The sequence below is a fragment of the Paenarthrobacter sp. TA1.8 genome (genome assembly GCF_048595705.1).
Lineage (GTDB): Bacteria > Actinomycetota > Actinomycetes > Actinomycetales > Micrococcaceae > Arthrobacter > Arthrobacter nitroguajacolicus.
Genome location: NZ_CP184287.1, coordinates 2,118,327 through 2,140,416, shown reverse-complemented (window position 1 = coordinate 2,140,416; position 22,090 = coordinate 2,118,327). Strand labels below are relative to the sequence as shown.

General features: G+C 61.4%; 16 protein-coding genes. 7 read left to right on the top strand and 9 right to left on the bottom strand.

The window, feature by feature from the left end; translation table 11 throughout:
• Window positions 1–21: 21 nt before the first annotated feature.
• The 6 genes from ACNAOT_RS09915 to ACNAOT_RS09890 all read right to left on the bottom strand — a co-directional run bounded on the left by ACNAOT_RS09915 (window position 22) and on the right by ACNAOT_RS09890 (window position 7,615).
• The gene (locus tag ACNAOT_RS09915; protein WP_420180891.1) at window positions 22–990 is read right to left on the bottom strand and encodes an alpha/beta hydrolase; all 969 of its coding nucleotides are present in this window, start codon (window positions 988–990) and stop codon (window positions 22–24) included.
• Between the two features lie 45 nt (window positions 991–1,035).
• Window positions 1,036–1,866, bottom strand: a complete 831-nt coding sequence (locus tag ACNAOT_RS09910) for an ATP-binding cassette domain-containing protein (protein WP_420180890.1) — start codon at window positions 1,864–1,866, stop codon at window positions 1,036–1,038.
• Complete coding sequence (locus tag ACNAOT_RS09905) at window positions 1,863–3,668, bottom strand: dipeptide/oligopeptide/nickel ABC transporter permease/ATP-binding protein (RefSeq protein ID WP_420180889.1); 1,806 nt, start codon at window positions 3,666–3,668, stop codon at window positions 1,863–1,865. The genes ACNAOT_RS09910 and ACNAOT_RS09905 overlap by 4 nt, the downstream gene beginning before the upstream one ends.
• A 128-nt stretch (window positions 3,669–3,796) precedes the next feature.
• Complete coding sequence (locus ACNAOT_RS09900; RefSeq protein ID WP_420180888.1) at window positions 3,797–4,735, bottom strand: ABC transporter permease; 939 nt, start codon at window positions 4,733–4,735, stop codon at window positions 3,797–3,799.
• Window positions 4,736–4,750: 15 nt separating this feature from the next.
• Window positions 4,751–6,481 (bottom strand): ABC transporter substrate-binding protein, encoded by a 1,731-nt coding sequence (locus ACNAOT_RS09895; RefSeq protein ID WP_420180887.1) that lies wholly within the window; start codon window positions 6,479–6,481, stop codon window positions 4,751–4,753.
• Window positions 6,482–6,595: 114 nt separating this feature from the next.
• A complete protein-coding gene (locus ACNAOT_RS09890) occupies window positions 6,596–7,615 on the bottom strand; it encodes a LacI family DNA-binding transcriptional regulator (protein ID WP_420180886.1) in 1,020 nt (339 codons plus the stop codon).
• Between the two features lie 132 nt (window positions 7,616–7,747).
• On the opposite strand from ACNAOT_RS09890, the gene ACNAOT_RS09885 reads away from it, so the two are divergent.
• On the top strand, window positions 7,748–8,872 hold the full coding sequence (locus ACNAOT_RS09885) for a serine hydrolase domain-containing protein (RefSeq protein WP_420180885.1): 1,125 nt from the start codon (window positions 7,748–7,750) through the stop codon (window positions 8,870–8,872).
• 636 nt (window positions 8,873–9,508) lie between these two features.
• On the opposite strand, the gene ACNAOT_RS09880 is transcribed toward ACNAOT_RS09885, so the two are convergent.
• Window positions 9,509–10,108, bottom strand: coding sequence for a MarR family winged helix-turn-helix transcriptional regulator (locus ACNAOT_RS09880; protein ID WP_159734625.1), 600 nt, complete (start codon window positions 10,106–10,108; stop codon window positions 9,509–9,511).
• A 147-nt stretch (window positions 10,109–10,255) separates the two neighbouring features.
• Between ACNAOT_RS09880 and ACNAOT_RS09875 the strand changes: the two genes are divergently transcribed.
• The 5 genes from ACNAOT_RS09875 (at window position 10,256) to ACNAOT_RS09855 (ending at window position 18,300) form a co-directional block, all read left to right on the top strand.
• Entirely contained in the window at window positions 10,256–11,533 is a 1,278-nt protein-coding gene (locus tag ACNAOT_RS09875; RefSeq protein WP_420180884.1) for an MFS transporter, read from the top strand.
• Window positions 11,530–14,049 (top strand): glycoside hydrolase family 78 protein, encoded by a 2,520-nt coding sequence (locus tag ACNAOT_RS09870; protein WP_159734627.1) that lies wholly within the window; start codon window positions 11,530–11,532, stop codon window positions 14,047–14,049. Before ACNAOT_RS09875 ends, ACNAOT_RS09870 begins: the two co-directional genes overlap by 4 nt.
• Window positions 14,050–14,115: 66 nt before the next feature.
• Complete coding sequence (locus ACNAOT_RS09865; protein ID WP_420180883.1) at window positions 14,116–16,362, top strand: glycoside hydrolase family 3 C-terminal domain-containing protein; 2,247 nt, start codon at window positions 14,116–14,118, stop codon at window positions 16,360–16,362.
• Between the two features lie 166 nt (window positions 16,363–16,528).
• Window positions 16,529–17,107 carry a MarR family winged helix-turn-helix transcriptional regulator gene (locus ACNAOT_RS09860; RefSeq protein ID WP_420180882.1) on the top strand — a complete coding sequence of 193 codons (579 nt, stop codon included), beginning with the start codon at window positions 16,529–16,531 and terminating at the stop codon, window positions 17,105–17,107.
• Between the two features lie 917 nt (window positions 17,108–18,024).
• Window positions 18,025–18,300 carry a hypothetical protein gene (locus ACNAOT_RS09855; RefSeq protein ID WP_159734629.1) on the top strand — a complete coding sequence of 92 codons (276 nt, stop codon included), beginning with the start codon at window positions 18,025–18,027 and terminating at the stop codon, window positions 18,298–18,300.
• Window positions 18,301–18,491: 191 nt separating this feature from the next.
• On the opposite strand, the gene ACNAOT_RS09850 is transcribed toward ACNAOT_RS09855, so the two are convergent.
• Window positions 18,492–19,460 (bottom strand): alpha/beta hydrolase, encoded by a 969-nt coding sequence (locus ACNAOT_RS09850; RefSeq protein WP_159734630.1) that lies wholly within the window; start codon window positions 19,458–19,460, stop codon window positions 18,492–18,494.
• Between the two features lie 49 nt (window positions 19,461–19,509).
• Window positions 19,510–20,742: an MFS transporter gene (locus ACNAOT_RS09845; protein ID WP_159734631.1), complete on the bottom strand. Its 1,233-nt coding sequence runs from the start codon at window positions 20,740–20,742 to the stop codon at window positions 19,510–19,512.
• Window positions 20,743–20,930: 188 nt separating this feature from the next.
• Between ACNAOT_RS09845 and ACNAOT_RS09840 the strand changes: the two genes are divergently transcribed.
• Window positions 20,931–21,944: a LacI family DNA-binding transcriptional regulator gene (locus ACNAOT_RS09840; RefSeq protein WP_420180881.1), complete on the top strand. Its 1,014-nt coding sequence runs from the start codon at window positions 20,931–20,933 to the stop codon at window positions 21,942–21,944.
• Window positions 21,945–22,090: the final 146 nt, after the last annotated feature.

Genomic DNA, 22,090 nt, shown 5'->3' with positions numbered 1-22,090 from the left:
CCTAACTTGGGCTTTGCAGTATTACGCGCCGGTGACCGCGTGGCGGTCTGCGTGCTCGATCAGCTGGGCAATGGCCTCATCCCGCCAGGCGGCGGCTTCCGGGAGCAGCTTGGTGAACTGCGAGGACCCGTGGACATGGCCGGCACCCATCGTGAGGGTCGCTTTGCTGCCTGCTGCGTTGAGCTTCTCGGCGTAGCGCGCTCCGTCATCTTGCAGCGGGTCGAACTCGGAGGTCATGATGTGGGCAGGCGGCAGTCCGGACAAGTCCTGTGCCAGCAGCGGGGAGGCGTACTCATTCGTCGCGTCCTCGGGGGCGGGAAGATAGCCATCGAGACAGACTTGCAGCTCGGCCCGGGACAGCGGGTACTCCCCCGTCCCGTACTTCTCGACCGAGGGGCTGCTCGCGGTCAGATCCAAAGCGGGAACCTCCAAGAGCTGGAAGGTGATCGCAGGGCCGTTTTCGTTTCGGGCCTTCAGCGTAATAGCGGCGGCGAGGTTCGCGCCCGCCGATCCGCCGCCGACGGTGACACGGGTGGGATCGGCATCGAAGTCTGCGGCGTGCTCGACAATCCATTCCAGCGCGGCGTAGGAGTCGTTCAACGGGCCAGGGAACTTGTGTTCGGGCGCCAGGCGGTATTCGACGGCGACGCTCACAAAGCCGGCCAGAGCGGTCCGTTCACGGCACACGATATCTACAAAGGGATCATCAATTGTGCCGAACATCCAACCACCGCCATGGTAGTAGAGGTGGATAGGGTGCGGCCCAGAGTGTTTCGGTTGGTAAATGCGCACAGTAATGTGGCCGCCGTCGACCTCTACCAAGGCCTCGGTGATGGTGCCTACCTCGCGGGGTTCTTCGGCAACGGCGGCAGCCAGGGCCGTGGCGCCGTCGTTGCCGGCCTGCCGCTGGCCCTCAAGGCTCATTTCCTTGAGTGATGCTTGTTTCGGAATACTGCCGAGCAGGGCTTTAAGAGCGGGAATGACGGGCATGAGAGAGTCCTTCGTGATTCGGTAGGTTTTTTGCGGAGGTGTTGGCTAAGAAGCCGCAGCGGATGAGGTTGGGCGTTGACGCTGCCGCTGGCGGTGCGGGTCAGCGATTGGTGCGGCCATCAGGAGAGCCTTCGTGTAAGGGTCCGCCGGCGCGGTGGTGACCAGTTGGGTTGGCCCTGATTCTTTGATGGCGCCCCGGTAGAGCACGGTGACTTCGTGGCAGATGTGTTTGACCACCGACATGTCGTGGCTGATGAACAGGTAGCTCAGGCCACGCTCACGCTGTAGGTCGGAGAGTAGGTTGAGCACCTGGGCTTGCACGGAAAGATCCAGCGCACTCACGGCTTCGTCGCAGACGACGATTTCAGGGTTGGTGATCAGCGCCCGTGCGATGGAGATGCGCTGCCGCTGGCCACCGGAGAACTGGCGGGGACGCCGGGAGCCGGCGTCAGGTTCCATGCCTACAGCGGTTAGGACTTCGGCCACACGGGCGTTTACGTCTACCTCGCCCAGCATGTTCTGCGCCTTCAAGGGCTCAATCAGGCTACGGCGGATGGTGAAAGATGGGTTCAGAGAGGTGTTCGGGTCCTGGAAGACCGCCTGCATGGATCTACCAAGCCTCCGTCGGTCTTTACCGGCCAGGTGGGTGATGTCCCGGCCGAGCAGTTCCACACGGCCGGTGGTGATGGGCACGAGTCCGAGGATGGCTTTGGCGAGCGTTGATTTTCCTGAGCCGGATTCCCCGACCAGTCCGACAGTGGTGCCGCGGGGAATGCGTACACTGACGTTGTCGAGTGCTGTGAAGTTCAGGCGTCCACGACGGTACTGGACAGTGATGTTCTCGGCGACGAGCACCGGAGGCGTGGTCTGGTTCATCGGTCCAACACTCCTTCGCTGGCAAGTTCTTCGGCACGGATGCAACGGGTGACAGAGCCTGACGGGACGATACGCAGTGGCAGAGGCCCATCCACGCACGCATCGATGGCGAAGGGGCAGCGGCCGGCGAAGCGGCATCCGGTGGGCCAGTTTCCGGGAGCGGGTACACGTCCCGGAATTGTTTCCAGTCGTTCCCCGAGCGGAGACACGCTGGGGTCCGCGGCCAGCAGGGCCGCGGTGTAAGGAAAACTGGGCGCCTTGAACACGGTGTACACGTCGCCCATTTCCACGACCTCGCCGGCGTACATGACCACTGCCCGATCAGCGATGTCAGCGACGACGCCCCAGTTGTGGGTGATGATGAGCACGCTCATTTGGGTAGACCGCTGCAAATCACGAAGAAGGTGGAGAATTTCCGCCTGCACAGTGACATCAAGAGCGGTGGTGGGTTCATCAGCGATGATCAATCGGGGGCGGCCGGCCAGCGCGAGGGCGATGTTGACCCGTTGCGCCATTCCACCGGAGATCTCATGCGGGTAGAGCTTGAGTACCCGTCCTGGGTCGGTGATCTGCACCTGCTGCAGCAGCTCTTGGGTGCGTTCCTTGAGCTTCGGCGACGACAGCTTCTCGTGCCGGAGGATCACCTCGCGCAGGTGGCTCTCGATCGTGTGCGTGGGATCGAGGCTTCCGAGCGCATCCTGGGCGACGTAACCAATGCCTCGTCCTCGGACCGCGGCGTAGGCCTGCGGGCCTCCTGCCAGAAGATCGACGCCGTCGAAGACGACGCTGCCCCCGCCGACGTGCAGTCCGGGCGGCAGCAACCCGAGGGTAGCAAGGGCTGTCACCGATTTGCCGCAGCCCGATTCGCCGACGACGGCGACGATTTCCCCTTGGCCCACGATGAAGGTCGCATCGTCGACGAGCCTCACCTCATTGGCGAGTGACACCTGCAGGTTGTGGACCTGTAGAAGATGACCTTCGGTGTGGAGGTCCAGCTTCTCGGTGGCCGGGACAACGGTAGCGGTTCGGCGACGGCGGCGAACGGTCGTTGATGACTCATCGGACGTGGCGTCCCGGATAGCGTCACCGAGGAGCCCGAACGCCATGACGGTGAGGATGATGATCAGACCGGGTGGCACCAGCGGCCACGAGGTGAGCGAGATGACCGTGGATGCTTCACCGATCATCCCACCCCAGGTAGGCCGGTCTCCATCGGAAAGCAGTCCCAGAAAGGCCAACGCGGCCTGGACCACCAAGGCGGCGCCGATGAACACCGAAGCCTGGACGAGGATGGAGCCCAAGGCGCGGCGCACGAGGTGCGTGGCCATGATGTTCACCGGTTTCACGCCGGCGACGGTGGCGGCGGTGACGAACGCTTCTTCCCTGACCACCAAGGTCACGCCCCGCACGACGCGGATTAAGCCCGGTGAACCCAGGACACCCAGGGTGGTCATTGCCGCTACGGGGTTGGACGAAAAGACTGCCAGGACGACCAGCAAGATGATGACGGCCGGGATGGACATGGCAATCTCAGCGACGCGGCTGATGATGCTGTCGATACGTCCGCCCCGGTAACCGGCGATGATGCCAAGCGGAACTCCCAGGAGAAGGAAGACCGCCAGCGCGACCAGGGCGTACCCGAGGGACGGAACAGTCGCGTAGAGGAGCCTGCTCAGGATGTCACGGCCCAGCGTGTCCGCGCCTAGCCAGTGGGTGCTGCTGGGACCGGTGAGGGTTACCAGCAGGTCCTGCTTCCCTGCCGGGAAGGGGGCGATCACTGGCGCGAGTACACCGAGTATCACGACCAGCAGAATGAATAAGCTGGCGATCACCCCAAGGGGTTGGCCTTTCCAGGCTCGACCCAGCCAGGATGGGCGCTTGGGTGCTCCGCCGGATGGGGAATGGTTTGATTGGGTGGGTGTTGTCGCTGTCATTGAACTCTCACACGTGGGTTGAAGTAGCCGTACGCGAGGTCGACAATCAGGTTGACGACAATCGTGATGAGCGTGAAGTAGACGACCACCCCTTGGATCAGGGGCAGATCGCGGGAGGCGGTGGCCTGCACCGCGGTGCTGCCCAGCCCGGGGATGGCAAAGATGGTTTCGATGGCCACGGTGCCGCCGAGGGCTCCCACGAAGACAAGTCCGATGACCGTCAGGATCGGCACTGCTGCGTTGCGCAGGGCGTGCCGGTAGATGATGGAGCTTTCTTTGACTGCGGCCGCGCGCAGGGTGCGCACATAGGTTCCGTCCAGGGCCGTTGCCATCGAGTCCCGGGTCTGTTTAGCGATGCGTGACAGTGCAGGGAGGGACAACGTGATGATCGGAAGGATGAGCGATTGGGCCCAGAGTCCGGGATCATCGGTGAGCGAGACGTACCCGGTCGGTGGCAGGAGCCTGAGTTGCACGGCGAAGATGACGACCAACACCAGGCCCAGCCAGAAGTCCGGGATGGCCAGGGCGAGAATCGAGGAGGAGTCAACGATACGTCCGAGGGCTCCGCGGCGTGCTGCGCGGATGCCCATCGCTATCCCGATCACCGAGGCCACGAGTGTGGCCCCGACGATCAGGGACAGGGAGGGCTCAAGCCGTGCATTAAGAAGTTCCGTCACCGGCTGCCGACTGATCAACGACGTTCCCAGGTCTCCGTGAAGCGCGCCTGTCAGCCAGTTCCAGTACTGCTGCCACAGTGGGAGGTTTAGCCCCAGTTCTTCCCGCGCTGCAGCAAGCTGGGCCGCGGTGGCGTTGGGTCCAAGCAGGGCCCTGGCCGCGTCGCCGGGAAGAAACGGGATGAGGACAAACGAGATCATGGACGCGATGAGCGCCAATGGAATCGACAGCGCCAATCGGCGCAGGATCAACCTAAGCACGGGTCAGTGACTTTCTTATTCGGTGGGGCGCAGGTCGGTGACCAGCGGGACTCCGGCGTTCGCGGATGTTGCATCGAAACCGGTCAGACCAGAGGCGAGGTAGTAGCTCAGCGGAGCGCCGACGACCGGGATGGTCCATGCTTGGTCCATAAGCCGTTCATTGATCTGCTGCTGCAGCGCGGCACCTGACTTTTCATCAGCGACGCGGTACTGGTTGTAAAGTTCATCGAGCTTGGGATCGACCGTCTTGAACCAATTGAAGGGCCCGGCAGGGTTAACGAAACCTGAGTAAAGCGTGTTCATATCTGCCAGCCCGTATCCGATGACCGCTGCCGGGTATTTCCCTGAAACCATCGCCGTGAAGTAGTCCGGAGCGGATGCTTGAGTGGTGAGCTCAAGTTTGACGCCGACCTGCTCAAGCTGCCCGCCGACTGCCTGGGTCAGTTTGTCGAGTCCCGCGAGCGAGGTCGTAAGAACCGGCAACGTGAACCCGTCCTTGTAACCGGCTTCCGCGAGCAGAGCCTTCGCGGCGTCGGGATCGTATTTGTACTTCTCGTTGAAGTCCTTGTCGTAGGCCGCTTGGCCATCCAGAGCGTACTGCGAGAGCGCAAGGTCCTCGGAACCGTAGAGCGCCTTCGCGATCGCCTTGCGGTCCACGGCCATATTCAGGGCCTGCCGGACCCTGACATCACTCAGCGGCTTGGAGACTTTCCCCTCCCGGTCGGCGAGATTGATTCCTGACAGGGCCTGGGGCGGTGCGACGACCTGCAGCCCTGCAGCGCGGGCTGCCGGAAGGGTCGTAGCGTCACCGAGAGCGGCCTGGACCTGACCGGCCTGCATTGCCTGCACCGTGGACGACGGGTTTGCGATCACGCGCACTGTCACGGTGTTGAAGTGCTGACGCTCCGGGCTCCAGTATTTGGGGTTCTTCACGAACGTGTAGTGATCCCCGGCGACTGTCTGGGCGGCGTCGAGCATGTACGGGCCAGCCCCGGCTGTGGCCGTGTCAAGCGAGGCAGGATTATCCAGGGACGCCGGGCTAATCAGGTAGCCCGCGCCGAAGGCCTGAGCGAAGTAGAAGGTCAGCCCCGGATCAGGGCGGGACAGGGTCAGGCGGACCGTCAAAGGGTCCATGACCTCGACGGTCTGCACCGACGCCAACAAGGTCGACGGGGTTCCGAGGGTCTGGGCGCGCAGATAGTCGAGGTTCTTCTTCAGTGCCGCGGCATCCAGAGCTGTGCCATCGCTGAACGTAAGGTCCTGACGAAGCGTGAGCTCGTAGGACTTGTTGCCCTCGCCGACGTAGCCCCACTTCTCAGCCAGCCCGGCAGTGAACGTGCCGTCGCCTTTCATGATGACCAGGGGGTCATAGGCCCACTGGTACAAAGGCGAGTAGGCCGGATCACCAATTGCGGGGTTCAGCGACGGCGGGACCACCGACGTGGCGAAGGTGACGGTATCGGCGTCGTACGGCTTTCCTGTCGTCGTAGTCGTGCCACCTCCGCTGGTGGAGCAGCCCGTTACCGCGATACCAAGCACCATCACACCAGCTGCAAGCACTGTGCCCCGGCGTGCAGGTGTCGGCTTCAGGGTTCCTTCTACGCGCCCCGGGGATCCTCCTGCAAAGAAGGACCTGATTCGGGCGCTTAACCGCTGATTTGTGGTCTTGTCCACTGGCGACGTGGCCCGTGAGCTGGATCGTGTGGATACGGTTTCGTCGGCACCGTTCACTTGCACTTCGTCCATTTTCATCCTCCGTTGGAATCCCATACCCGGCACCACTGCCGGGCTAAATGGATTTAGCAAAAAGATGACACGTGCTTTAGGTCACTGTCAAGCCCCTGAGGTAATTTCCCTGAATTAGGGGGTGATGGCTCGCCGGGTTGAGTCCCGGTGCCGAAGGTGCATTTGCTCGAGGTGCTCGCCGGCCGCTGCTGCCTGCACGTCGAGGGCGATCTCCACGGCCCGGCGACCCATGGCCTCGAAGGGGAGGGCCACGGTCGTCAGCTGCGGCCTCAGAACCGAGACGATGTCGTCGTCATCGAAGGAGACGATGGAAACATCGTCGGGAATCATGAGGCCCTCCTGGCGGAAGCCTTCGTAGGCCCCCGCCGCGAGGGTGTCGTTGAGCGCGACCACGGCGGTGACCGGTCCGTGCTCCTCGACCGCCCGGCTCGCGGTATCCAGGCCCGTCTCGAAGTCCCATACAGGTCGGTCGAGGGCCACCTGAACGACCTCCACCCCGGCCCTCGAAAACTCCGAGAGGAGACTTTCGATGCGTCGCTGCACTGGGACAGTCCAGTACTCCGGTTCGGAGGTGCCTAGGATGTGTACGCGACGATGGCCAAGGTCGATGAGGTGTCTGGCAGCCTGCCGTCCGCCGTTTTCCTCATCGGGCAGGATCGAGCGGTACTCCCCCGGGCCCGCGCTGCCGTTGAGGACGACGAGTGGAACAGGCAGTTGACGTTCGGGCATCATGATCGTTCCGGTCACCGTAGCAAGGATCAGCGCGTCGACTTGGCGGTCCAGCAGAGCCTCGATGGCTAGTTCCTGTTCCCGCAGGTCGCCTTCGGTCTCCGTTACGAAGAGCGTGTGATCCCGTTCTCGAGCAGCCCTCAGGGCTCCGCGGATCATCGGCCCTGCGTAGCGCGTGGATGCAATGCGATCAGAAACAAAACCGATGGTCGCGGATTTATCCATGCGCAGACCACGCGCCATCAGGTTCGGCCTGTAGTTCAAGGCCTCGGCCGCTTCAAAGACCCGCCGTCGGGCGTCGACGCTCAACCTGGTGTTCTCCCGCCCGTTGAGGATCAGCGAAGCGGCCGTCCGGGACACGCCCGCCCGTTCGGCGACGTCGGCCAGCGTAATTCGGGGACTCATTGCTCCATTCTCGCCGGTCATGCGTACCTACGATGGCAGGTCTTGACAGATTTCAAGAAGAACATGAGACTAGTATTCGCTAAATCCATTTAGCTTCCAAGCTTTCTCCACCCTTTTCATGAAAGGTAATTCATGCTCGACGTCAGCGGGGACGTTGCCCCGGGGTTCGGCCCTGTTGCGGACGCCTTCAGAGAGAACTTTCAAAGTCATAGCGACATCGGCGCGGCCTGCGCAGTTGTCGTTGACGGGGCAAAAGTGGTGGACCTGTTCGCAGGACGCTCCCGACCGGACACGGTATGGACAACCGCAACGCGCAGCGTCGTCTTTTCCGTGAGCAAGGGCATCACAGCTATCTGCCTCATCATGGCATCCGAGCGACAATACCTTGACCTCGATCTTCCCGTGGCCCAGTACTGGCCGGAATTTGCAGCCCACGGTAAAGACCGGATTACTGTCCGGCAGCTTCTCGCCCACAGGGCCGGGCTCGTCTATCCCGCCATCCCGCTGTCTCCTGCGGACATCCAAGACTGGACGCCAACGGCCGAGGTTCTGGCCGCCCAGGCACCCGAGTGGCAACCCGATGAAACCTTCGCCTACCACCCCATCACCATGGGATTTTTGGCCGGGGAAGTACTGCGACGCACCACAGGCCTGAAGCCCTCCGAATGGCTCGAAAAATACGTCACAGCGCCCTTGGGCCTGACGATGACTTTTGGTGCCGACGGTAACAGTCCCGATTTCGCGCCGATCATCCCTCCGGTGGTGGAAGGAGCTGTTCCCTATCCTCCGGACGAACTGGTCGTGGCTGAGAAGGCGATGACCATGTCCGGTGCTTACGAGGCAGACTTCTTCAATGGTGCTAACGGGGATGTATTTTTGGGGAGTGAAAGCCCCGGGGCGAACCTCGTGTCCACCGCCCGGGATCTGGCTCGCCTGTATGGTGCCACGGTCGCTGATGTCGACGGAACCCGCCTGCTGGAGGATGATTCCATTGACCGGGCAACCCGGCCGCTCTCGCAGGGACAACCGTTCTACGGGGCCGACGAGGGCAATATCTGGGGCACCGGATTCATGCTCCACTCGCGACGTCGCGGCATGGCCGGACCTGGCAGCTTCGGGCACGATGGAGCCGGCGGCCAGCTGGCCTTCGCCAGCCCGAAACACCGACTCGGGTTCGCCTACCAAACGGTCCAGGCAGGACTGCAGACCGACTTAAGGGCGGAGCTGCTCTCGCGGGCTCTTCGTGAGTGTCTTTAGCCAGACTCCCCCCGCCCGGAGCGGCGCCCAAGCACCCAGGGTCCTTTAGAGGCAAGAGGCGTCATTAGGCCACGAACCACAACAAAATGGTTGCGGTCTGGCATCCATCAACACCCGTTACGAGTGCATTCCCACTCCTTGACGGGCCCGGCCAGATGCTTCCCCGGCTCGCACTGAAGTGCCCCAGTAGAAGCGACTGACGTTCGTGGAATTCGATGAGGCGGCTAACAGCGTTGTGGGGGGCCTGAGCTCCCGTGGGATCACGGCCGACGGTCGTCGACATTCTCGCCAGAATGGCTGGGCATGGATCGTCTATTACCACGCGATCTTGATAGTCGGCGAGGTCGTGACCCTCTTGACGTCACGCTTACCGCCGACGAAGCCAGAGCAGTCCTCAACGACGCCGGCGCCAAAGCCCCGATCGCATCAGCAGACGCACCGTTCCGTTGTCCTCAACTGTGCCCCCACGGCCACGATGCACGGTCGGGAAAAGACGACGCTGTAGTCTCCGCGCTGCGTGTGTAGGGGCACGCAGTCACCAACAAACGATGATGAACGTGGGCAGGGGTCCGGTTCTGATGCGTCGTTGCGTGCGGCCCTCCGTCCCGAGCCGGTTGCTGTATGGTGTTGCCGCGTTCAGCCGTGGGGTGCCATCGCGTGGTGCTCCGTCGAAGGGCGTGCAGGCCTGGGAATCTGGACCCCGGAAGTGCGTTCGATGGCGTGGTCGAGGCGGTCATCGATGCTTGCAACGAGTCGCACGACGAGAGTTTCGAGCAGTTCGAAGTCTCCGTCGTTCCAGTCCTGGAAGATTGCTTCGTAGGCTTGGCTCGAGACCGCGACAATGCGCTTGGCGACTTCCCGTCCTGCGGGGGTAAGCCCCACTACGCTTTGCCTACCGTCTTCGGGGTCCGGCATGCGCCCGACAAGTCCTGCTATCTCGAGCCGACGGACTATCTTGCTGACGTTCGACCTGCCCGTACCAATGGCATCCGCCATGTCGGTGGGACGTGCGGTCGTGCGGTAGATCAGCTGGTTCAGCAGCAAGAACGCGGGCATATCCTCCGGCAGGGGGAACCCGCTTTGGACCATGATTCCTTCACGCACTGCGGTGGAGTTCATAGCCGTGACGAGCGCCTGCAGGGCAACCGAGAAATCGACACCCCTGCCGTGAAGAAGGGGCGCCGAACTAATTTCAACGTCCCGTAAGTCAACGCTCTCTTGCGGTCTCCTGGCCATGAACTCATTATGCACACAGGGCGCGCCAAAGAAATGATTGTCTTCAGGACAATCATGGTTTACAGTGACATAAGTCGCAAAAATGATTCGTTTCAATGACGCGGCGCATATCGGTCTTCCGATCCCTCATCTTCAAAGGAGAAGCTAGTGCCTCAACTCACTTCGGATCGCGCTACCCGCCCCTGGTGGACAGCGGTTGTTTCGGGAATGGCTTCGTACATCGATGCTGCCGCGATCGTTAGCTTCGGAACCGCCATGGTCCTCTACCAAGCCGTCCTGGGCCTGACCCCGGGCGAGATCGGTCTGGCCTCCGGCGGTCTTACGCTCGGCATTGCGTTCGGCGCCATCATCGGCGGACGGATGGGTGACCGTTTCGGACGCAGACCGGTCTTCACCGTCACGATGGTCCTCATCATCGCGGCTGCGCTGGCTCTTGCGTTCGCTGGTTCTTTCCCTGTGATCATGACTGCGGCTCTTCTGCTGGGTCTTGGTACCGGAGCGGACCTGCCGGTGTCGTTGTCCACGATTTCCGAGGCAGCATCGGATGAGAACCGCGGGAAGCTCATCGGGTTTTCCCATTTGTTGTGGGCAGCGGGCATCATCGCGTGTTCCTTCCTCAGCGCAGGCGTCGCCAGCCTGGGAAAACTAGGCGCGCAGATCCTGTTCTTCCACATCGCCATCGTGGCCGTACTAGTCCTGATCGGCCGGTTGACCATCCCCGAGTCCAGCACCTGGCTGATCGCCCGCGATGAACGCCGCCGGGGCATCAAGACCATCCGTGCGGACCGTGCTTCGGTCAAGGACCTGCTGCGGGGCTCCTACCGCACCCCGTTCCTGACACTGCTTGGCTTCTACGCTCTCACTAACCTCGCCGCGAACACCGGCGGCCAGTTCGGCTCCTACCTGCTGGTCAACGCTGGCGGCGTAGACCTGCAAACCGCGACTCTGATCGGCCTGCCTTTCATTCCTCTGGGCATCGTCGGTGCACTCTGGTTCATGAAGATCGCTGACTCCTCCAAGCGGTTCACCTACTTCAAAGTTGGTGCTATCTGCTGGGTTGCCTCCCAGTTGGTCTACGTCGTCTTCGGCATCAGCCTGACGACGGCGATCATTGCCGGCCTCATAGGACTTGTGGGCAGTTCCTTCGCTTCCGAGGGAATCATGAAGGTCTGGACCCAGGAGCAGTTCCCCACCCTGCTGCGCACCACCGCCCAGGGCACCATCATCGCCGTCGCACGACTGTTCGCCGCTCTCCTGGCCACCGTTACTCCACTGCTGGTGGCACTGAGCCCGAACCTCTTCTACCTGTTCCTGGCGATTGTCATCGCCGCCGGCTGCGGGATCGCGTGGAAGGTGTTCCGGACCCGCGACCGTCACGACGAATTCGATACCGAAGCACAGAAAGACGTGGTCCCCGTCGCATGAGCACCACCGCACTAGCCGAGACGTCCACCCCGCAATTCACCAGGCGCGGAGACGGTGCGTTCATTTGCGCGCCTGCCACCCTGCCCAATCAGGCGCCGTACTTTCGCCGTGAGTTCATGGCTGAGGAAGGGTTGGTACGAGCAACACTTTCGGTGACCGCATTAGGAATCGTTGAGCCCTACCTCAACGGCTCCCGGGTAGGAGAGGAAATGCTCTCCCCTGGGTGGACTTCCTACCGCCACCGCGTGATGGTCACGACCATCGACGTCACCCCCGAAATCCACCCCGGGCCTAACACAGTAGGTGCGATCGTGGGCGAGGGCTGGGCCGTGGGGCGGCTCGGATGGGAATGGCAACGCCAACTTTATGCCGAGCAGCCAGCGCTGTTCCTTGAACTTGAGCTGGACTACGGCGACCACACAGTGGTTATCGGCACCGACGAGGCCTTCCGCGTTGGCACCGGAGCGGTGCTGGCGAACAGCATCTACGACGGCGAGACCTACGACGCACAACTGGAACCGGCCGGGTGGAGTGAACCCGGTTTCGATGACACCGCGTGGACCCATGCTCGCACTGTTGCTTGGGACCTCAACACCCTTGCGATCCCGACGGCCCCGCCGATCCGTCGCATCGAAGAACTCGCTCCCGCGGCGATCCTGACCAGCCCCTCCGGGAAAGTCATTGTTGACTTCGGCCAAAACATCTCCGGTTGGGTGCGACTCACCGTCGACGGCGAGGCAGGACGTGAGGTCACGATCCGCCACGCGGAGATCCTCACTCCCGGCGGCGAGCTCGAAACCGAAACGAACCGCACGGCCGAGGCGACCGACCGGTACATCCTGCGCGGCGGTTCAACCGAGACGTGGGAACCGCGCTTCACGTTCCACGGTTTCCGTTACGCCCAACTCGACGGATGGCCCGGTGAGCTAACCGCTGATGCCATCAGCGCCGTCGTCGTCCACAGTGACATGGTCCGCACCGGCTGGTTCGAAACCTCGAACCCCCTGGTGAACCAGCTGCACTCCAACGTCATCTGGTCCATGCGGGACAACTTCGTTGGCGTGCCGACGGACTGTCCCCAGCGGGACGAGAGACTTGGGTGGACCGGTGACATCAACGCGTTCGCCCCCACAGCAGCATATCTCTACGACGTTCGCGGAGTGCTCGGTTCCTGGCTTCAGGACCTGGCCGCGGAACAACGGGAAAAAGGCTATGTCCCCTGGGTGGTCCCCGACGCACTGTCCCAGCCATCCACACCTACCGCTTTATGGAGCGACGTCGCAGTCAGCCTTCCGTGGACGCTCTACCAGGAGTACGGCGACCCCGACATCCTCCGCAGCAGCTACTCATCGATGACCACCTTCATCCGACAAGTAGCGGCGTTGCTCGATGAAGCAGGACTGTGGAGCTCAGGGTTCCAGTTTGGTGATTGGCTGGACCCCGACGCCCCAATAAGCAACCCAGCCGCAGCGAAGACCGACCGCCACCTGGTCGCTGCAGCGTTCCTCTGCAAATCGACCCGCGAAATGGCCGCCACCGCGCAACTGCTGGGCCACGACCAGGACGCAGCCGAATTCTTCGCCCTGGCCACGCGTGTGCGCAATGCATTCCGACATGAATACGTCACCTCCGCCGGCCGCCTGGTCACCGAGACCGCGACGGCCTACGCCCTCGCCATCACCTTCGACATCCTCGATACTGACCAGCTACACAAGGCGGGCAGCCGCCTGGCAGAAATCGTCGCCCAACGCGGATACCGGATATCAACCGGGTTCGCGGGAACACCCCTTGTCACCGACGCGCTCAGCACCACCGGGCACACCGATACCGCCTACCGGCTCCTCCTCGAAGAAGACTGCCCTTCCTTCCTGTACCCCGTAACTATGGGAGCCACCACCATTTGGGAACGATGGGACTCCGTCCTCCCCGACGGAACCATCAACGCCACTGGAATGACCTCCCTGAACCACTACGCGCTAGGCGCCGTGGCCGACTGGCTGCACAGGGTTGTGGGCGGGCTGCAACGCACCGAACCCGGATACAAACGGATCCGCATCGCCCCGCAGCCCGGCGGAGGGCTCACCCGGGCCCGCGCCGCACACGACACACAGCACGGACGGATCGAAGTATCTTGGGAGATCCAGGGCGGCGAAATCTGCGTGGAGGCCACCATTCCGCAGGGCACTCAAGCCGACGTCGTACTCCCCTTCCATCCTCATGAGGGAGAACTCACCGTTGACGAGGGCCGTCACAGCTGGCGATACCCGGCACCCTCCGAATACGGGGCCCTCACCGAGGTGACTATGGATTCTCCCATCAGGGACCTGGCCAAAAACGAGGCAACGTGGCAGGCCGTCATGACCGTACTGCAGCGGTACTTCCCCGGCATTCCACTCGATGCCTCCGCCCCCGAAGCTGCCGCAATGTCCCTGAACATACTCCTCGAACACGTCCCCGGCGTCTCGACCGAACTCGAGAACGACCTCAAAAACGCGCTGTCAACAACAGGCATCTGATACACAACAACGATTAATTTCAACCGGGCCATCCCCTTAAGGCGATGCCTGCAAGAAGGAGTTACCATGCACCAGCTCATCGCGGAGATGACACTCGAAGAAAAGGCTGGGCTCGTTTCCGGTGCCGCGTTCTGGAGCACCCGCCCGGTTGAACGGCTGAGCATTCCTGCTGTCACCATGACGGACGGCCCACACGGAGTCCGGATGCAGCGGCAGTCCGCCGACCACTTGGGCCTGAATGCCAGCGAACCAGCCACATGCTTCCCCACGGCCAGCTCGACCGGCTCCACGTGGAATCCGGAACTCCTCGCAGAAATGGGTGAAGCCCTTGCGCACGAAAGTCGCGCCCTCGGCGTCGACATCCTCCTGGGCCCGGGCGTAAACATCAAACGTTCACCCCTATGCGGCCGCAACTTTGAATACTTCTCCGAAGACCCTTTCCACGCCGGGGTCATGGGGGCCGCGTTCGTGCGGGGAGTGCAGTCCCAAGGCGTCGGCACCTCGCTCAAACACTTCGCGGCCAACAACCAGGAAACCGATCGGATGCGGATCGACGCCCAGGTCGACGAACGTACCCTCCGCGAGATCTACTTCCCCGCGTTCGAACGCATTATCCGTGAAGCAGCTCCGACAACCGTGATGTGCTCCTACAACAAAGTCAATGGCTTACACGCATCACAGAACTCGTGGCTGCTCACTGACATGCTCCGCAAGGAGTGGGGCTTCAACGGATACGTCGTCTCTGACTGGGGAGCCGTTGGTGACCCGGTAGCCGCCGTCGCCGCAGGCCTCGATCTCGAAATGCCCAGCACCGGGGATCGCAGCGTCAACGCAATCATTGAAGCGGTAAACTCCGGGGTACTGGACGAGTCTCTTCTGGATTTGGCCGTTTCCCGAATCCTCACCGTTCACGAAAACCTCCTCAGTACCCGCACTTCCGCCCCTGTCGTCGACTTCGACGCACACCACGCCCTCGCAGGCAGAATCGCCGCGGAAGGCACCGTTCTCTTGTCCAACGAGGGACACCTGCTTCCGCTGTCCGCCGCCGAAGGCGACACGATCGCCGTCATCGGTGAATTCGCACGAACACCCCGTTACCAAGGCGCCGGAAGCTCACACGTAAACCCCACCCGCCTTGATGACGCACTGACAGCAATCCAGGCAGCAACAACCAGAACGGTTGAGTTCGCGGCAGGCTTCACCTTTGACGGCGACCGCAACGAACAACTTCACGCAGAGGCCATCGCTCTCGCAGCCCGGTCCAGCGTGGTGGTGATGTTCCTCGGGCTGCCGCTACAAAATGAATCAGAAGGTTTCGACCGCTCGCATATCCTGCTGCCGGAAACCCAGCGGAACCTGCTGGATGCAATCGCACGCGTCAACCGGAATATCGTGGTCATCCTCAGCAACGGCGGTGCCGTCAGCCTTCAGGGAATAATCGGAACCGCGCCCTCCATCCTGGAAATGTGGCTTGGAGGTCAAGCCTCCGGGACCGCCGCCGCGGACCTTATTTTCGGAACAGCGCAGCCTGGCGGGCGCCTCGCCGAGACAATCCCGCACTCACTGGCCCAAACCCCGGCCTTCGTGAACTGGCCCGGCGAAAACGGCGTCGTCAGGTACGGAGAGGGCCTCTACGTCGGTTACCGCTGGTACGACCACACGGAGCAGGACGTCGCGTTCCCCTTCGGCTACGGCCTCAGCTATACCACGTTCAACTGCATCAGCATGACCGTGACTGTTCCCGACAACACAAAAGCCCAAGCCTCCGTCGAGATCTCAGTAACGAACGCCGGCAACCGGGCCGGAGCCGAAGTGGTCCAGGTCTACGTCACCGACAACGAGGCTTCCGTCAGCCGACCTCGCAGAGAACTCAAAGGCTTCACGAAAGTATGGCTCGAGCCCGGCGAGGTAAAGAACCTGCTCGTCGAACTGGACGAACGCGCGTTCGCCTTCTGGGGAACCGCCGGTTGGACCGTCGAACCCGGCACATTCACGATCCACGCCGGACCGAACTCCCGCGATCTTCCGCTGGCCGAAGTCCTCACGCTGAACGTGCCACAACAATCGACGATCCTCGACACAGAGTCGACACTCCAAGAATGGGCTAGCCACCCCGCCGGCCTTACAGTTTTGAAGCAGGCGATGATCCGCATGGGACAGTCGGCGGACGCACTCACCAACGAAGAATCGCTTCCCATCTTTGGTTCCATGCCGCTGCGCACCATCCTTGGATTCGCCCAGCAAGCCAACGCTGTTGAGTTCGACGTTGATGAAGCCCTCGCCAATCTTTTGTCTGCAGTCGAGAGCGCCTAGTTTCAGAGAGATCTCATAGCTTTTCAAACCGGTGACTTGCTGACGGGAAATGTTTGTTCTCGGACCGGAATTAGTGGGACTCTAGTGGATAGATGCGAGAACTCCGCCGAGGCGCTTGTTTCCAGAGTTCCAACCGTCGGTCCCCGTGGCCCGATATATCGTTTCCATGGACGGCTTGAATGATTCCATCAAAACATTGGGTAGGCGCAGGGTATACAAAGTCCGTGATTGCGACAGGGAGCCGATGGACCGAGACAGTATCGACATGATTCTCGAGCAGTGGAAGAGTATCCGCCCCGACCTCGATGCAAGTTCAATGGAAGTTATCGACCGACTCAGCAGGGCCTCTCGCTTGTCCTCGTTGGGCGTGCAAAAAGACCTGAGGCCACAGGGCCTGGAAACATGGGAGTTTGACGTTCTGCTAGCGCTACGGGGATCGGTCGCGAAGTCACCGCTTTCACCTGGGAGCTTGGCAAGCTTGTGCATGGTCAGCCCCTCAGCCATGACGAACCGGCTAAATCGCCTTTTCGTACGCGGGTTGATACGTCGGGAGACCGACCCCGAGAACCGTCGGCAACAGTTGATAAGTCTTACGCAGGAGGGCGTCGCGCTGGTGGATGTATTGGTTGTGCACCACGAGGCGAATCTCCAGAGGATGCTTCATGGTTTGACGGTGTCTGAGAGGTTGGAGTTGGCTAGTTTGCTGGGCAAGTTCCTGAGGAACAATGGCTTACAGGACCCATGACAGCTCCAAATCGGAAGATCGCTGTAAGTCTCGGCGCCGTATCCTCCTGCGTCCGTGACCCGGCGATCGACGCTGCGAGAATAGTTAGTTTTCAGCATGGGAGTGCCCACCCAGTATGTCTTTGATCGGCAGGTAACCCCGTGTGGAATTAGACATCAATTCGGTTGTCACAGGTGTCCCTTTTCGGCGTCGACGAAGGGCTTGCCGTGGGAGAGCGACTTAGTGGCTGGGGTAACGGAGAACGAGTTGGGTAGGCGGACACCGTCCACTGGGCAAAAGGCGGCGCGGAAGAAAAAGGGCCGGTCGGGGCGCGGGTGGCCATGTTCGTGGTCGGGCCCTTAGCGCCGAGGAGCCTCGAAGTGCTCGCTGTCCGCCAGCAGAGCCTGTCGAACAATGGCAGTGATTTGTGCGGAGATAAGGGATGCTGCGAGCCGGGGCGGCACTTGCCGTACCTGTGCACGAGCTGGGTCGTTCTTAGCTGTCCCAATACGTCATGCGCAGCCGCGGCTTTGCAATGTCATCTGGAATGCTCCGTTGGGGACGTTCGCCCGAAGCGCGGCCGCGGGATTTCTTCGGCTATGAATCCCACTGAGAGTCCGTGGTAGACGAACGCAGGTCCCGGTTCCCAGCGCGGCCGCTGGAAGGCGAGGTTGCTAACGCTGGGAATCAAATCGCTCAGTGCAAATTCACCCCATCCTGGGTGAAGGAGCGAATCCCAGCGCGGCGGGCAAGCGGACGGCGGACGTTCCTGGCCATGGGTGCCAGACTCTGGCCGGAAAGTAGCAACGGGCAGATCCAGGTCCAACTGTCTTGGGTCGGAGGGCGACGACAGGCTAATGGTCCTTAGAACGTTGTTGACAAAAAATACGACACTGCGAGTAGTTTGGTCCAGGACCAGCCGGAGCCGCCTCCACGGCGTGAATAACAATGACCAAGTTGCCTACAAGGACCGTGCGGCCAGCCCTGCGATCCCCCAACGCTCTGACATGTTCAATGACAACGCCATCACCCACACGCCCGCAGCCGGGTTCGAAGTTGCCGAGTATGGACCTTCTTATCAGGTTTCAGTCGGCTTTATCACGGCGATGCGGGTGATGATGCCGGCGAAGTCGTCCTACGCGGTGGGGCTTTCTCGTGCCCCGTCCCCGCGAATGAGGGTAACCGGCATCTCTAATTACGCAGGACTGGGTTGAAGATCAGGCATAATTGCCACTGTGTTCCCCTAACGTGAAAGGCCACTGCGGTCGAGGGCTCGGTCAGATGATTTAGGGGTCTGCAGGTAGTACAGGTCATGGACTTCGTTTTCACGGATGTGCCAGAAGTCTCAGATCCACCGGTCGCCAAAGGCGAGCATGGCGACTGATCCTGATCGTGGAGGGGCCGCTCACGTGTTTACGCTGCGGTGGTCAGCAGCATGCGCTTTCAGTGCGCCGATGACTTGGTCGCGCCAGGCGGCTGCTTCGGGGAGGAGCTTGGTGAACTGGGAAGAACCGTGAACGTGGCCTTCCCCGAGGAAGAAGGTCACAGGTACCCCCGCGTCCCGAAGCCGCTGTGCGTAGCGGGAGCCGTCCATCTGCAGAGGGTCGAATTCTGAACTGATAATAAGCGCGGGCGGGAGCCCGGAGACGTCGTCAGCCAATAGCGGCGAAACGTAGGGATTGGTCGTATCCTCGGGTGATCGCAGGTACCCTCCGACGCACAGGTCGATTTCTGCCTTCGGCAACGGATACTGGCCTCCGCTGTACTGTTCGACGCTGGGACTGGATAACGTTAGGTCGAGGGCCGGGACCTCGAGTATTTGGAAGCTGATTTTGGGCCCATTCTCGTCTCGGGCTTTCAGTGCAATGGCAGCCGAGAGGTTTCCGCCTGCGGAGCCGCCGCCGATCGTGACGTTTCCTGGGTCGCCGTCATAATCGGCGGCGTGCGCGACGGCCCACAGCAGCGCTGCGTATGAGTCCTCCAGAGGGATTGGGAACTTAAACTCTGGAGCCAAGCGATACTCGACGGCGACGGTGACGTACCCGGCCAGAGCGGTCCGCTCCCGGCACACATTGTCTACGAAGGCTTCCTCTATGGTGCCTGCCATCCAGCCTCCACCGTGGTAGAAGACGTGGACAGGGTGCGGTCCCGGGGCGGTGGGCTGGTAGATGCGGACCTTGATTTCACCACCATCGACCGGAACCATTGCAGTGTCTACCGAGGCTACGTCAAGGGGTTCCTCAGCAACGGTTGCTGCCAGAGCATTGGACCCTTCGAGCCCGGCCTCCCGCAAGGAAGGGAGGTCGATCAGATCTGTAAGACCGTTGGCGGGCAGGGCGTCAAGGAGGGCTTTGAGTGCAGGAATAACTGGCATGTCAGTGTCGCTTTCTTAGGGACGGGATGTGAAGAGCTGGTCGGGACGGCTATAGAGCAGTGGTGCGGCTTGCATACTCGGAATCGGGTTTCTGCTCGTGCTGGAACTCGTTGGCTATGCGGCCTCCGCGGAATCCAATCCACCCAACCACGACGCCCAGGAGAGCAGCGATGGCGGAGACTGTGTAAATCAGGCCCGGGGAGAACGCGATGACGGCGGGAATGACGGCGGCGGTTGCAGCGGCCGTAAGACGACCAAAGGTGAAGACGAAACCTTGGGCAGTGGAACGCAGCATGGTGGGGAACGATTCGTTTCCCCAGACCCTGGCAATGGGTTCGCCGCAACTGGTTTGCCCGATTGAGCCGATCAGGAGAGCGCCGAGGATAGTGACCAGAGTGAAGCCAAAAAACACAGGGAGCAGAAGACCGAGGACTGTGACGAGACCGCCGACGAGGAACAGCGGGATCCGCATACTGGTGTCAACGTATTTCATGAAGAGGAACAACGCGATGAACGCCAGAGGGAACAGCAGGATCGTGTAGGGCACGACCTCGGTGATTTGCAGGCCCGCGACGTTGACTGCCACATAAGTAGTGAAAGAGCCCAGAACAGTGCTGGCGGACAGCACCAGAGCGTAGAACACTGATAGGACAATGAACGGGCGGCGGAATGGAGGCTGCAGCAGGTCACGGACGCGGGCTTTTTCAGCACGGACGGTGTGGATGCCCCGGCGGCGTTCCTCGCGGGACTGCAACCACATCGGAGATTCCGGTACGGTGAGTCGTAGCCCCAACCCGATAAGGGCTACGACAACGATCAGACCATACAGTATCTGACCGCTCATCCGTCCCAAACCACCGGTCACTGTGGTGATGATGACAACGGTTAGGGACGCAGCAATCCACATGACCTGTGTAAAGACGAGCATCTTGCCGCGGTTTTTCTCGGTTGCAGCCTCGGCAATCGTTGCCAGCGACACGGGCAGGTCCGCACCGACGCCCAGGCCCAGCAGGGCGATGCCGACGAGTAGGACCGTGAAGTCCGTAGAAAAGGTCGGCGCCAAGCTGCCGACGGCGATGACCACCATGGTCACTATAAAGACCTTGCGGCGGCCAAAGAGATCACCCAGGCGGCCGCCGACCAGCGCTCCGAGAGCCAATCCCACAGTCACGACTGCCGTGAGCAGACCCACTTGATCGGCAGTGAGCCCGATCGTTTGCTGGTAAATCACCAAAGCGATGCCATTGACCGTCAACGCTGCGCCATCAACATAGGAAGCCAAGCCAGCTATGATAGCGACCCGCCAAGGGTGCTTATACCCCGTCATGGGAAAGGCTGTCCCAACTGGCGTACCGCTCGAGTCTGGGGTTTGAGTGCTGGACATGTAATCCTCCTTGATTAATCGTGTCAACCACGGTCAATACCAAAATATGCGCTAAGGTTAATCGTGTCAAGCAACTGGAGGTAGAAATGAGTTCCATACCTTTGACCGTGAGCGATGTAGCCAAGGAAGCCGGCGTTTCGCGTGCGACTGTTAGTTACGTCTTGAACGACCGCAGGGACGTACGAGTCAGCGAGTCAACACGTCAGCGCGTGATGGATACCGCGCGTAGGCTCGGCTATGTTGGCTCGCCCGCCGCCAGGGCACTCCGCAGCGGCCGCGGGGATGTGGTGCTCCTACTCGTCCCCGATTGGGAAATTTCCGGTCAGCTAGAGCTCTTACTGGAAGAGATCGGCCGTCTGGTCGCCGAATATGGGCTGGTGTGCATCCGCTACGAAGGTGAGCACTGGCAAGGTTCGCTGCACAAGCTGCTCTCTCGCATTTCTTGTGCATGCGTCGTTACATTTGACCCGCTAACCACTGACGATGCGCAGGCGCTCGAGTCCGGCGGTGTGCCTGAAGTAGCTGCACGGCTGCTAGACCACCCCGGACTGCCGCACAACACGGCGATCGGGCAGGACACCATAGTGGCCGCCCAGGTCGATCATCTGCTCGGACAGGGCTATACCCGCGTCGCTTACCTTGCAACCGAGGAGCCGCGCGGACGTGCCTTCACGACAGCACGCGTCGCAGCGTTTCATGACATTTGCTCGATCCGCGGTGTCGCGGGTGCGATGTCAGCCACCGTCCCCCAAGATCTAGAAAGCATCTCCGAGACCTTGCAAGCTTGGATCAGCACGTCAACTGAACCGCTCGGAATCGCCGCGTGGAACGATCTGACCGCTCTGGGCATCATCAGCGCAGCGGCTTCCCGGCAGATCCAGGTTCCTCATCGGCTAGGCGTCGTAGGCGGCGATAACAGTCCCGTCGCGGCACTCGCACGCCCAACCATCAGCAGTGTCAAGTTCAATTTGCCCTCGGAAGCTAACCAAATTGCAGCCCGTATCGCCGACGTCCTCGGACACGCCAAAAACGACGTCAGTGAAGGGCCCGCTGTAGTTGAAGTTTTCACCCGGCTATCGACAGCCGGACCGTCTCAGTAGGCGACTGGTCCGACCTGCGTGCAGGAGGCGCGCGTTCTATCGACGGTCGGGGCTACAGCCTCAGCCCTGAACCTTGGCGTGACTTGAGGGCGTTAGTTGGAAGGGAATGCTAAATTCCGCCAACACGGGAACTTTAGTATTTTCAT

What these genes read in the sequence shown, in the direction of transcription:
- ACNAOT_RS09915 (WP_420180891.1), bottom strand. Translation starts at nt 990, where the DNA reads ATGCCCGTCATTCCCGCTCTTAAAGCCCTGCTCGGCAGTATTCCGAAA.
- ACNAOT_RS09910 (WP_420180890.1), bottom strand. Translation starts at nt 1,866, where the DNA reads ATGAACCAGACCACGCCTCCGGTGCTCGTCGCCGAGAACATCACTGTC.
- ACNAOT_RS09895 (WP_420180887.1), bottom strand. Translation starts at nt 6,481, where the DNA reads ATGGACGAAGTGCAAGTGAACGGTGCCGACGAAACCGTATCCACACGA.
- ACNAOT_RS09890 (WP_420180886.1), bottom strand. Translation starts at nt 7,615, where the DNA reads ATGAGTCCCCGAATTACGCTGGCCGACGTCGCCGAACGGGCGGGCGTG.
- ACNAOT_RS09885 (WP_420180885.1), top strand. Translation starts at nt 7,748, where the DNA reads ATGCTCGACGTCAGCGGGGACGTTGCCCCGGGGTTCGGCCCTGTTGCG.
- ACNAOT_RS09880 (WP_159734625.1), bottom strand. Translation starts at nt 10,108, where the DNA reads ATGGCCAGGAGACCGCAAGAGAGCGTTGACTTACGGGACGTTGAAATT.
- ACNAOT_RS09870 (WP_159734627.1), top strand. Translation starts at nt 11,530, where the DNA reads ATGAGCACCACCGCACTAGCCGAGACGTCCACCCCGCAATTCACCAGG.
- ACNAOT_RS09865 (WP_420180883.1), top strand. Translation starts at nt 14,116, where the DNA reads ATGCACCAGCTCATCGCGGAGATGACACTCGAAGAAAAGGCTGGGCTC.
- ACNAOT_RS09860 (WP_420180882.1), top strand. Translation starts at nt 16,529, where the DNA reads ATGGACGGCTTGAATGATTCCATCAAAACATTGGGTAGGCGCAGGGTA.
- ACNAOT_RS09850 (WP_159734630.1), bottom strand. Translation starts at nt 19,460, where the DNA reads ATGCCAGTTATTCCTGCACTCAAAGCCCTCCTTGACGCCCTGCCCGCC.
- ACNAOT_RS09840 (WP_420180881.1), top strand. Translation starts at nt 20,931, where the DNA reads ATGAGTTCCATACCTTTGACCGTGAGCGATGTAGCCAAGGAAGCCGGC.